Below are 11,667 nucleotides of genomic sequence, written 5' to 3'. Positions count from 1 at the left end.
ATGACCTTCGATCTCACCGCCGAACTCACCCGCTCCCGGATGCTGGCCATCATCCGGGGCACCGACACCGCCGCCGCCATCGCCGCCGGCACCGCCCTGCTGGCCGAGGGCGTACGCGCGGTGGAGGTGGCGCTGACCACCCCGAATGCGCTCGACGCCATCGCGGCCATCCGGGCCGACGCCCCGGCCGACACGTTCGTCGGCGCCGGCACGGTGCTCACCGTGGCCGACGTGGCCGACGTGGCGGCGGCCGGCGCGCAGTTCGTGGTGACGCCGGCCGTGGTCGAGTCGATCGCCGAGGCGGCCCGGCGGGGCTTGCCGGTGGCGGCCGGCGCGCTGACCCCGACCGAGGCGTACACGGCGGTGCGGTCGGGGGCGAGCGTGGTCAAGCTCTTCCCGGCCTCGGTCGGCGGACCCGGGTACCTCAAGGCGCTCCGCGACCCGTTCCCGGACATCCCGTTCGTCGCGGTCGGCGGGGTCGGCCTGGCCGAGCTGCCCGGCTACCTGGCGGTCGGCGCGATCGCCGTCGGCGTCGGCGGCCCGCTGGTGGGCGACGCCGCCTCCGGCGGCGACCTCGACGCGCTACGCGACCGTGCCCGCCGCTACCTCGACGCGGTGCGTTGACATGAGCGAGCGTCAGCGGGATCTGCTCACCATCGGTGAGGCGCTGGTGTCGTTGCGGTCGTCCGGCCCGCTGGCGGCCGGCGGGCCGTTGACCATGCATCTGGCCGGTGCCGAGTCCAACGTGGCCATCGGGGTGGCGCGGCTCGGTCACCGGGCGGCCTGGGCCGGTCGGATCAGCGACGACGAACTGGGCGAGTTCGTGCTGCGGCAGTTGCGCGCCGAGGGCGTCGACACCACCGACGTACGGCGGGACCCGCAGCGCCCGCCCGGGGTGATGTTCCTGGAGCGGCGGACCGCCGACGTGTCCCGGGTGCGTTACCTGCGGGCCGGTTCGGCGGGCGCGGCGCTCGCCGTCGACGACCTGCGTGCTCCGCTCGCCGCCGGTGCCCGCCTGCTGCACCTGAGCGGGATCACCCCGGCCCTGTCCGACAGCGCGCGGGCTGCGGTGAGCTGGGCGGTCCGCACCGCGGCCGAGTCCGGTATCCCGGTCAGCCTGGACGTCAACTACCGGGCCGGGCTGTGGTCCCGGGAGGAGGCTCGGGCGACCCTGACCCCGCTGGCCGGGTACGCCTCGGTCGTCGTGGCCTCCACCGACGAGCTGGACCTGGTCGCCGAGGCCGGGGCCGACGAGCGCGACGCCGCCGCCGACCTGCTCCGGCGGGGCGTGTCGACGGTGCTGGTCAAGCTCGGTGCCGACGGCGTCCGCGCCTGGACCGTCGACGGAGTGGAGCACGTGCCGGCGGTGCCGGTCACCGCCGTCGACACCGTCGGTGCGGGTGACGCGTTCACCGCCGGCTACCTCTCCGGGCACCTGGACGGGCTGGACCTGACCGACCGGCTCCGGCGCGCGGTGGCGCTCGGGGCGTTCGCGGTCGCCGGACACGGCGACTGGGAGGGCCTACCCCGCCGCGACGAGTTGTCCCTGATCACCGGCAGCGCCGCCGGCACCACCCTTCGCTGAGCATCACCTGCGAGAAAGGCACCCCTCGTGAAGATCGTCGCTGCAGACGTCATCGTCTCCAGTCCGGACCGCAACTTCGTCACCTTGAAGATCACAACCGAGGATGGCATCACCGGCCTGGGCGACGGCACACTCAACGGGCGTGAACTCTCGGTCGCCTCGTACCTGCGCGACCACGTCGTCCCGCTGCTGATCGGCCGGGACGCGCACCGCATCGAGGACGCCTGGCAGTTCCTCTACCGCTCGGCGTACTGGCGGCGGGGACCGGTGACCATGGCCGCCATCGCCGCGGTCGACGTGGCGCTCTGGGACATCAAGGCCAAGGCCGCCGGGATGCCGCTCTACCAGCTTCTCGGTGGCGCGTCCCGCACCGGCATCATGGCGTACGGGCACGCCTCGGGGCGGGACCTGCCGGAGCTGTTCGACTCGATCCGCGCGCACCTCGACCAGGGCTACCGGTCGATCCGGGTGCAGACGTCGGTGCCCGGCATCAACGCCGTGTACGGGGTCGCCGCGCAGCCCAGCACCGGCGGCAAGCGCTACGACTACGAGCCGGCCCAGCGCACCCCGCTGCCGGCCGAGGAGGACTGGGACACCCGCGCGTACATGCGTCACCTGCCCGGTGTCTTCGAGGCGGTCCGTAGCGAGTTCGGCCCGGAGCTGCCGCTGCTGCACGACGGCCACCACCGGATGACCCCGATCCAGGCCGCCAAGCTGGGCAAGGCGCTGGAGCCGTACGACCTGTTCTGGCTGGAGGACTGCACCCCGGCGGAGAACCAGGAGGCGCTGCGGCTGGTGCGCCACCACACCACCACGCCGCTGGCCATCGGCGAGATCTTCAACACCGTGTGGGACTACCAGACCCTGATCCGGGAGCAGCTCATCGACTACGTGCGCTCCGCCGTCACCCACACCGGTGGCATCACGGCGATGCGCAAGCTGCTCGACTTCGCCGCGCAGTACCAGATCAAGTCCGGCATCCACGGCCCGACCGACATCTCGCCGGTCGGCATGGCCGCCGCGCTGCACCTGGACCTGGCCATCCACAACTTCGGCATCCAGGAGTACATGCGCCACGGCCCGCTCACCAACGAGGTGTTCCGCCAGTCGTTCACCTTCGCCGACGGCTACCTGCACCCGGGCGAGCAGCCGGGCATCGGTGTCGAACTCGACGAGGAGGCCGCCGCGCGGTACCCGTACCAGCCGGCCTATCTGCCGTTCAACCGGCTGATGGACGGCACGGTCCATGACTGGTGACTCAGCGACCCGGCACATCGTGGTGATGGGGGTGTCGGGCGCGGGCAAGACCACCGTGGCCCAGGGCGTCGCCGCGCTGACCGGGCTGGTGTTCGCCGAGGCCGACGAGTTCCACTCCGAGGCAAACGTGGCGCGGATGCGGGCGGGCGTACCGCTCGACGACGACGCCCGCTGGCCGTGGCTGCGGGCTCTCGCCGGGTGGATGGCCGACCGGCACCGGGAGGGCGTGTCGACGGTGCTGGCCTGCTCGGCGTTGAAGCGCTCCTACCGGGACGTGCTGCGGCAGGGCCCGCCGAGCGTCGACTTCGTGCACCTGGACGGCCCGACCGAGACGATCCGGCAACGGATGTCGCTGCGGGCCGACCACTACATGCCGGCGAGTCTGCTGGACTCGCAGACCGCGACGCTGGAACCGCTCTGGCGCGACGAGCGCGGTGTGGTGCTCGACCTGCAACTGACCACCGGGGAACTGATCGAGGCGGCGGTACGGCGACTCGGCCTACCGGTGCGTGACCTGGCCGCCGGCGTACCTGCGGTGGCCGAGCCTCCGGCGTAACCCGTCGGACGGCGCGTGGGGGGCGGTGGTCCCGGCTTGTCCCGGCCGGGCCACCGCCGTCCGCGTTCCTCGGGCCGGTTCGCCGGGGCGGCCGGGCGGCGGCGCGGGCGATAGCACGGGCCGGGTGGTGTGGGACGGGTTTTCGCGTTCCCGGGACCGGGCGCGCGCCACCGGGCCACCATCAGCCGGACGGGGACGCGACGGCAGGTGGGCGGACGTGCGGGAGACAGCGGTTGATCCGATCGTCGGCGGCGAGGACGGCAGCCTGGCCGACCGGGTGTGGCGCAACGCGGCGGAGGACCCGGACGCCGTGCAGTTCGTACGCCCCGACCCCGACCCTCGGTCCTGGCCGGTACGCCGCTACGGGCGCGGCGGCCCGCTGCCGGTGACCTGCCGGCAGTTCCGCGACGACGTGCTGGCGCTGGCCCGGGGCCTCCTCGCGGTCGGCATCGCGCACGGCGACCGGGTGGGGCTGCTCAGCCGGACCCGGTACGAGTGGACCGTGGTCGACTATGCGCTCTGGTCCATCGGCGCGGTCACCGTGCCGATCTACGACACCTCCAGCACCGACCAGATCCGCTGGATCCTGAGCAACTCCGGTGCGGTCGGGTGCGTAGTGGAGACCGCGGACCACGCCGCCACGGTGACCGGACTGCGGCCGGACCTGCCCGAGCTGCACCAGACCTGGCGCATCGACGCCGGCGACCTGATCACGTTGACGGCCCAGGGTCGCGCCGTCGAGGCCGACGAGGTGGACCGCCGCCGCGCGGCGGTGACCGGCCGGGACATCGCCACGATCGTCTACACCAGCGGCACCACCGGCGCGCCGAAGGGCTGCGTGCTGACCCACTGCAACATCTCCACCGACATCGGCAACGCCACCGCCGTACTGCCCGAACTGCTGCACCCTGGCGCGTCGACGCTGCTGTTCCTGCCGCTGGCGCACGCCTTCGCCCGGCTGATCCAGGTCGGCATGGTGCACAGCCGGGCCACCATGGTGCACAGCGCCGACATGTCCGGCGTGCTCGACCAACTCCGCCGCTTCCGGCCCACGTTCATCCTCACCGTGCCCCGGATGTTCGAGAAGATGTACGACCAGGCCCGGCAGACGGCGCAGGACGGTCACCGGGGCGTGCTGTTCACCCTCGCCGAGAAGGTGGCCGTTCGGTACAGCCGGGCCCTGGACCACCCGGGCGGGCCCGGACTGCCGCTGGGCCTGGCCCGCCTGGTGTTCGACCTCGTCGCGTACCGCCGGCTGCGGGCCGCCCTCGGCGGGCGGTGCCGCATGGCGATCGTCGGCGGAGCGCCACTGGGAGAGCGGCTCGGACACTTCTTCCGGGGCGCGGGCATCACGGTGCTGGAGGGGTACGGGCTGACCGAGACCTCCCCGGCCCTCGCCGCCAACCTGCCGACCGCGATCCGCATCGGCACGGTCGGTCGGCCGCTGCCCGGGGTGCGCGTCCGCATCGCCGACGACGGGGAGATCCACGTCCGCAGCGAGGTGGTGTTCCCGGGGTACTGGAACAATCCCGAGGCCACCCGGGAGGCGAAGACCGACGACGGCTGGCTGCGCACCGGTGACCTCGGTCGGCTCGACGACGACGGTTACCTGCGGATCACCGGCCGTACGAAGGAGATCATGGTGACTGCGGCGGGCAAGAACGTCGCGCCCGCGCCGATCGAGGAACTCATCCGCGCGCATCCGCTGGTCAGCCAGTCGATGCTGGTCGGCGACGGCCGTCCGTACGTGGGCGCGCTGGTCACGGTCGACCCGCAGGCGTGGCTCCGGTGGCGGGAGACGCACGGCCACTCCGGTGCCTCGCTCGCGTCCCTGCGCGACGACCCGCACCTGCGCGGCGAGATCCAGCACGCCATCGACAAGGCCAACCGCACGGTCTCCCGCGCCGAACAGGTCAAGACCTTCCGCATCCTGGTCCGGGACCTGACCGAAGCCGACGGCGAGCTGACCCCCACTCTCAAGATCAAGAGAAACGCCGTCGAGTCCCACTTCGCCGACGACATAGCCGCCCTCTACCCCCAACCCTGACCCCCCACCCCCACCCACCCACCCTTGCCTCGTTGATCAAGGAGTTTGGGCCCTGTCTGCTCGTGGATCGTGACCCAAACTCCTTGATCAACCCGGACGGGGGTGGGGCGGGGAGGGGAGGTGGGAGGGGGGGAGGGGGGGAGGGGGGCGGGAGGCGGGAGGGGGGAGTTGTCAAGCGGCGGATGGACGGATTCGGTGTCGGTATCTGACAGCCGGATGATCGTTTTCGGCCTACGGTTCACGCACCCGCTGCCCCGGAGGAACCAGAGTGTGCGTCGACACGGCCATCCGCGCCGAGATCAGAGTCTCCATCCAGGACCGTCGTGCGACCGACCGGGCCGCCGGTCACCTCGCCGCCGGTGTGTTGATCGACGGCGACCAGGTGCTCGTACCCGACCCGCCGAAGTCGCTGCTGGATCCGCACGCCGACCTCGAGGTCGTGATCTTCCCCGCCGGACTGGCCGAACACCTGCCGGTCGAGGTGGCGCCGGTGTGGAAGTGGCGGCGTTTCGGGCTGACCGACCGGGCGCCGCTGGCGCTCGTCGCCGCACTCGGCCGGACCTCCGGCTATCGCACCCAGGTCGGGGCCGCCGACCCGGCCGCGCTGGCCGAGGCGATCGAGGCCGCCGGTGGTGACCTGTGGGAGGCGCTGCGTCGGCAGGAGATCGTCCGGGACGACATCCACCTGATCGACGACGACCTGCTCCGTCGGGCCGGCGAGCTGGAGCAGGCCCAACGCGAGCCGCGCCGCGCCGAGCACCGGTTCGACTCGCTGCGGGAACTGACCGGCGGCTTCTGCATCCTGTTCTGCTTCTGCCAGCCGCACGGCCCCCGATGACCACCCCACCCAGACCTCCGACCGCCACCGGGTCCCCGCCCACGCAGGCCACCCCGGCACCCTCGGCCCTGGACCCGTCGGCTGGTACCCGCCGACCGGCCGGGCGGGACGTCCTGGTCGCCGCGGCGGTCTGGGTGCTCGACCTGGCGATCTTCTCCACCGCCGGCTCCGACCTGGGTCGGGCCGGACCCGACGGTTCGACGCTCCTGCTGGTGGCGTTCGCGGCGCTCGCCCCGGTCGCCCTGCTCTGGCGTCGCCGGGCACCGGTCATCGTGTTCGCGCTGGTCTGGGCGCTCGGCCTGGTCGGCACCGCGGTGGTGCCCGGCTACCAGCCGGTGCTCGGCGTGCTGGTGGCCCTCTACGCGGTGGGCGCCCACGCGCCGGCCGACCGGGCCTGGGCCACCGTCCCGGCGCTGGCGCCCTACCTGGTGATCGCCGCCAACGAGGCGTGGCTGGCGGGACGGGAGGACGCCGGTCGCCGTACCGCCGTCTTCGTCGGGCTCGCCCTGGTCTACGCCACGGTCGTCGCCGGGACGTGGGCGCTGGGCCGGTGGGCCGGCAGCAACCGGCGTCGGCTCGCCGCCGCCGAGCGGCTGCGGGTGGTCGAGGCGCAGCGTGCGGTCACCGACGAACGGGCCCGGATCTCCCGAGAGTTGCACGACATCGTCGCGCACAGCGTCACGGTGATGGTGTTGCAGGCCGGCGGCGCCCGCCGGATCGTGACGACCGACCCGGACCGGGCCGGTCAGGCGCTGGCCCACATCGAGCAGGCCGGCCGGCAGGCCGTCGAGGAACTGCGGCGGATGCTCGCCGTCATCGCGCCCGGCGACCCGCCGGCACCCGCCGAGGACCGGCATCCGGGGCCCGCCGAGGTCGACGAGCTGGTGGTCCGGATGCGGGACGCCGGACTCCCGGTCACCCTGACCGTCGACGGCCCGCCGCGACCGGTGGACCCGAGCGTGGGCCTGGCCGCCTACCGGACTGTGCAGGAGGCGCTGACCAACACCGCCCGATACGCCGGCCCGCAGGCCACCGCCACCGTGCGGCTCACCTGGGGCGACGACCTGGAGGTCGAGGTCCGCGACACCGGCGGCACGGCGACCGGCGGACTGCCGTCCACCGGGCGGGGCCTGCTCGGCCTGCGCGAGCGGGTCGCCGTGGTCGGCGGCGAGCTGGCCGCCGGGCCGCTGCCGGGCGAGGGCTTCCGGGTGTACGCGCGCCTGCCGCTGCGCGCCGCACCGGCGGTGGCGGTGACCTCGTGATCCGGGTGCTGCTCGCCGACGACCAGCCGCTGGTGCGGTCCGGGATCGCCATGTTGCTCGCCGCCGAGGCGGACATCGAGGTGGTCGGCGAGTGCGACGACGGTGCCGCCGCGGTCGAGCTGGCCCGCCGGATCCGCCCCGACGTGGTGCTGATGGACGTGCGGATGCCGGGCACCGACGGGGTGGAAGCCACCCGCCAGATCACCACCGACACCGCCGAGGTGCGGGTACTCGTCCTCACCACCTACCACGTGGACGACGCGGTCCGCGCCGCGCTGCGGGCCGGCGCGTCCGGGTTCCTGCTCAAGGACGCCGTACCCGACGAACTGACCCTGGCGGTCCGCGCGGTCGCGGCCGGGGAGGCGTGGCTGGACCCGGCGGTGACCCGGACGCTGCTGACCGAGTTCGCGGCGCTCGGCGAGCACCGCGCGCCCACCACCGCCGAGCTGGACCGGCTCACCGACCGGGAGCGGCAGGTGCTGGTGCAGATGGCGCACGGGCTGTCCAACGCCGAGATCGCCGCCCGGCTGCACATCGGCGACGCGACGGTGAAGACCCACGTCGGCCGGGTCCTGATGAAACTCGGACTGCGCGACCGTGCCCAGGCCGTCGCCGCCGCCTACCGGGGCGGGCTGATGCCGCCGGTCTGAGCGGGCTCGTCGGCGCGCGCCGCCCAGCCGGTGGTGATCAGCAAGAGTGCCGCGCTGTAGGTCGTCATCACCAGCACCCCGTGTGCGGGCAGCGTGGCGCCGGCCGCGCCGAGGCCGATCAGCAGGTCCGACACGAGGAACAGGGCGGCGCCGACCGCGACCCGGCGGTTGACGCTGGTCGCGGTCGCGGCCATCAGGCTCAGCGCCAGGCCGTACCCGAGCACCGGCCAGCGCAGGTCGCCGAGGCGCGGCCACAGCAGCGCGATCGCGCCTGCCCAGAGCAGCAGGTATCCGGCCAGCGCGGGCGCCGGCGGCCGCCGATGCCGGACGAACGCGGTGATCAGCGCCAGTTGCGTACCGAGGAAGCAGCCCATCCCCACCAGGAACGCGGCCTCGCCCGGCACCAGCAGCGCGATGTCACCGGCGGTGGCGAAGACCAGCGCGAGAGCGACCGGGCCGGTCTGTCCGCGTACCCGCCACAGCCAGACCAGCAGCAGCGGCGCGAGCAGCGGCTTGGCCAGCCACTGCACCGGGGTCGCGTCGACCGCCACGGCGACCAGCTCCACGACCGCCACCACCAGGAACGCCCAGAACCAGGGCGTGCCGCGCCGGGTACGCGCCACCCGGTCCACGCGGCGCGTCGGGCCGAGGGCGTCCGTCGGCCCGTTCCGCCGGCCAGCGGACGACCGAGTGACGGGGCCGAATGCCATGCCGGGCAGTGTGCCCAGTGCACCTCCACTCGTCAACTGGTGGGAGCAGTCCGTCCGATGTGTCATTGTCACGACACATCGAGCACTCTGTGATCGGAGCATCGCTGTGGGTTAGGGTCGGTCGCGTTCGCCGGTCGTGACCGTACGGCACCGGCCTTCTCCGACGTCCGTGTCACCGAAGCGGACCGGCCCGACGACACAGGAGCCCCCGTGCAGGTCACCCCGCCGGTCCACCGCGCCCGCTGGAGCGACATCGACTGGATCGTCGACCTCGTCACCGCCGCCGTCGCGCCGACCGCCGCCGGGGGGTGGCTCGTACCCGATCCGCGACGGCGCCCCGCCGTCCTCGCCGCCGTGGCCCGGATCTGGGTCGAACACGCCCTCCTCTTCGGCGACGCGTTCCTGTTGGCGAACGGGGCGGCGGCCAGCGTCTGGTTCCACCGGTACCGGCCGATCCCGCCACCGCCCCGCTACGACGAGCGGCTCGACGACGCCTGCGGCGGGCACGCCGGACGCTTCCGCCGGTTCGACGAGGTTCTCGCCGCACGGCGCCCCGAGGAACCCCACCAGCACCTGGCCCTGCTCGCTGCGCCGCCGGACACCGACCGGGTGGGGCAGGCGGCCACCCTCCTCGCCGGGAGTCACCAGTGGATGGACGCGCTCGGGCTGCCCACCTACGCCGAGGCGCACCACGGTGCCGACCGCCGCCTCTATCGCCGCGCCGGCTACCAGGAGCGGTGCCGCCTCGTCCGGGCGGACGGGCACCCGGTGACCGGGCTCTGGCGGCCCGCACCGCAGGCCCGCCTCGACCGACTCTCCGACGTCCGGTCCGGCGCGGGCATCGCCGCACCCCGCGCCACCGCCCTTCCCGCCGTCGACGCGGACGCCCGGCTCGTCCGGTGACCGGGCTGTATGAGGCTCGACCCGGTCACGGCACCGGTCCTCGGGTCCGCCCGGCCCGCGCCGCCCGAGGTCAGGGGTCGGGCAGCAGCGGCATCTCCGGGCCGGTGCCCCGGCCAGTCGCCGAACGCGTCCAGGTCCGCGTGCGCGATGATGGCGTCGACCGACACGCCGCCACCATCGCACACCTGCACTAAAGCAAGCGATGAACTGCGGTTAGGTGGCCGGTCAGAGCGTTCGGGAACTCATCTGCGGGCGGTGCGCGACGGGGGAGCGCTGCCGCCCTGGGGGGCCTCGGTGGACATCAGGTCCACGATCGCCTTCCGGTCGGCGTCCGAGGGCAGGCCCCAGTCGGGCTGGTAGCCGTACACCTCGCGCAGTGGGGTGGAGCTGGTGCGGCCGCCGAGGATCTCGACGGAGTCGGCGTCGATGAGACCGGGGTGTTCCACCCCGCAGGCCTCGGCCACCTTCATCAGGTCGCGCCGCAGGGTCTTGATGTAGTGCGCGGCGCGGTCGGCCTTCGACGTCGGGTCCAGGCCCCGGGCCAGCCAGGCGTTCTGGGTGGCGACTCCGGTCGGGCAGCTGTCGTCGTGGCACTTCTGCGCCTGGATACAGCCGATGGCCAGCATCGCCTCCCGCCCGACGGCGAGCATGTCGCAGCCGAGCGCGAACGCGACCACCGCGTTGTCGGGCAGGCCGAGCTTGCCGGCGCCGATGAAGACCACCTGCTCGTGCAGGCCACGCTCGGCGAAGATCGGATAGACCCGGGCGAAGCCCTGCTGGAACGGCAGCGACACGGAGTCGGTGAAGATCATCGGTGCGGCGCCGGTGCCGCCCTCGCCGCCGTCGACGCTGACGAAGTCGACGCCCCGGTCGGTGTCCCGCATCAGGTCCGCCAGCTCGGTCCAGAACCCCAGGTCGCCGACGGCGGACTTGATGCCGACCGGCAGGCCGGTCTCGGCGGCCAGCAGCTCCACCCAGTCGAGCAGACTGTCGCAGTCGGAGAACTCGGCGTGCCGGGACGGGCTCACGCAGTCCCGGCCGACCGGGATGCCCCGGGTCTCGGCGATCTCGGCGGAGACCTTCGCCGCCGGCAGCAGCCCGCCGAGGCTCGGCTTGGCGCCCTGGCTGAGCTTGATCTCCAACGCTCGGACCGGGTTGGCGGCCACCACGTCCTTGAGTCGGGCCAGGTCGAACCGGCCCCGGTCGTCGCGGCACCCGAAGTACGCGGTGCCGATCTGCAGGATCAGCTCACCGCCGTTGCGGTGGTACGGGGACACCCCGCCCTCGCCGGTGTTGTGCAGGCAGCCGGCGAGGGCCGCGCCCCGGTTCAGTGCCTCGACGGCCCGGCCGGACAGCGAACCGAAGCTCATTCCGCTGATGGACACCACCGACTCGGGCCGGAAGGCGCGGGCGCGACCCCGGGCGGCGCCGAGCACCTTGGCGACCGGCAGCCGTGCGTCGTGGCCCATGGTCGGGATCGACGGGGGGACCGGCCGACCGAAGGTACGGTGCTTGATGATCGGATAACCGGCGGTGTACTCGATGTCGTTGTCGGTGCCGAACCCGAAGTAGTTGTTCTCCTGCTTCGCCGAGGCGTACACCCACCGGCGCTGGTCGCGGGTGAACGGGCGTTCCTCGTTGTTGCCGGCGACGATGTACTGCCGTAGTTCCGGCCCGATCGACTCCAGCAGGTAGCGTGCCCGGCCGAGCACCGGGAAGTTGCGACGCAGCGCGTGTTCGCGTTGGAGCAAATCGCGTGCGGCGAGCGCGGCGAGTGCGGCGACGGCGGCGGGTACGGCGTGACGAGCCCATCTCATCCCGCCACACTTTCCGACTCCGGGCCAGGTCAAACGTCCCGG

Annotated in this window: 11 protein-coding genes; 9 read left to right on the top strand and 2 right to left on the bottom strand. The window is 73.3% G+C overall.

Translation table 11 applies throughout. From position 1 onward, the window contains the following. From ABT008_RS07450 to ABT008_RS07415, 8 genes are all read left to right on the top strand, one after another. Complete coding sequence (locus tag ABT008_RS07450) at positions 1-624, top strand: bifunctional 4-hydroxy-2-oxoglutarate aldolase/2-dehydro-3-deoxy-phosphogluconate aldolase (RefSeq protein ID WP_350694477.1); 624 nt, start codon at positions 1-3, stop codon at positions 622-624. Position 625: 1 nt separating this feature from the next. Next, on the top strand, positions 626-1,585 hold the full coding sequence (locus tag ABT008_RS07445) for a sugar kinase (protein ID WP_350694475.1): 960 nt from the start codon (positions 626-628) through the stop codon (positions 1,583-1,585). A gap of 27 nt (positions 1,586-1,612) precedes the next feature. After that, on the top strand, positions 1,613-2,842 hold the full coding sequence (gene manD / locus ABT008_RS07440; protein ID WP_350694473.1) for a D-mannonate dehydratase ManD: 1,230 nt from the start codon (positions 1,613-1,615) through the stop codon (positions 2,840-2,842). Then, positions 2,832-3,398: a gluconokinase gene (locus ABT008_RS07435; RefSeq protein WP_350694472.1), complete on the top strand. Its 567-nt coding sequence runs from the start codon at positions 2,832-2,834 to the stop codon at positions 3,396-3,398. The genes manD and ABT008_RS07435 overlap by 11 nt, the downstream gene beginning before the upstream one ends. Positions 3,399-3,615: 217 nt before the next feature. After that, the gene (locus tag ABT008_RS07430; protein WP_350694471.1) at positions 3,616-5,445 is read left to right on the top strand and encodes an AMP-dependent synthetase/ligase; all 1,830 of its coding nucleotides are present in this window, start codon (positions 3,616-3,618) and stop codon (positions 5,443-5,445) included. Positions 5,446-5,713: 268 nt separating this feature from the next. Next, positions 5,714-6,283 (top strand): hypothetical protein, encoded by a 570-nt coding sequence (locus ABT008_RS07425; protein ID WP_350694469.1) that lies wholly within the window; start codon positions 5,714-5,716, stop codon positions 6,281-6,283. After that, positions 6,280-7,545 (top strand): sensor histidine kinase, encoded by a 1,266-nt coding sequence (locus ABT008_RS07420; protein ID WP_350694467.1) that lies wholly within the window; start codon positions 6,280-6,282, stop codon positions 7,543-7,545. Before ABT008_RS07425 ends, ABT008_RS07420 begins: the two co-directional genes overlap by 4 nt. After that, entirely contained in the window at positions 7,542-8,195 is a 654-nt protein-coding gene (locus ABT008_RS07415) for a response regulator (protein WP_350694466.1), read from the top strand. The genes ABT008_RS07420 and ABT008_RS07415 overlap by 4 nt, the downstream gene beginning before the upstream one ends. On the opposite strand, the gene ABT008_RS07410 is transcribed toward ABT008_RS07415, so the two are convergent. Beyond that, the gene (locus ABT008_RS07410) at positions 8,165-8,905 is read right to left on the bottom strand and encodes a lysoplasmalogenase (protein ID WP_350694464.1); all 741 of its coding nucleotides are present in this window, start codon (positions 8,903-8,905) and stop codon (positions 8,165-8,167) included. The two genes, ABT008_RS07415 and ABT008_RS07410, sit on opposite strands and share 31 nt — an antisense overlap. Positions 8,906-9,115: 210 nt before the next feature. Here ABT008_RS07410 and ABT008_RS07405 point away from each other — a divergent pair, with 210 nt between their 5' ends. Then, the gene (locus ABT008_RS07405) at positions 9,116-9,808 is read left to right on the top strand and encodes a hypothetical protein (RefSeq protein WP_350694462.1); all 693 of its coding nucleotides are present in this window, start codon (positions 9,116-9,118) and stop codon (positions 9,806-9,808) included. A 242-nt stretch (positions 9,809-10,050) separates the two neighbouring features. On the opposite strand, the gene ABT008_RS07400 is transcribed toward ABT008_RS07405, so the two are convergent. After that, the gene (locus tag ABT008_RS07400) at positions 10,051-11,625 is read right to left on the bottom strand and encodes a glutamate synthase-related protein (RefSeq protein WP_350694461.1); all 1,575 of its coding nucleotides are present in this window, start codon (positions 11,623-11,625) and stop codon (positions 10,051-10,053) included. Positions 11,626-11,667: the final 42 nt, after the last annotated feature.

Source organism: Micromonospora sp. NPDC002389 (assembly GCF_040296095.1).
Classification (GTDB): Bacteria; Actinomycetota; Actinomycetes; order Mycobacteriales; family Micromonosporaceae; genus Micromonospora.
This window is presented reverse-complemented; position numbering and strand designations above follow the sequence as displayed.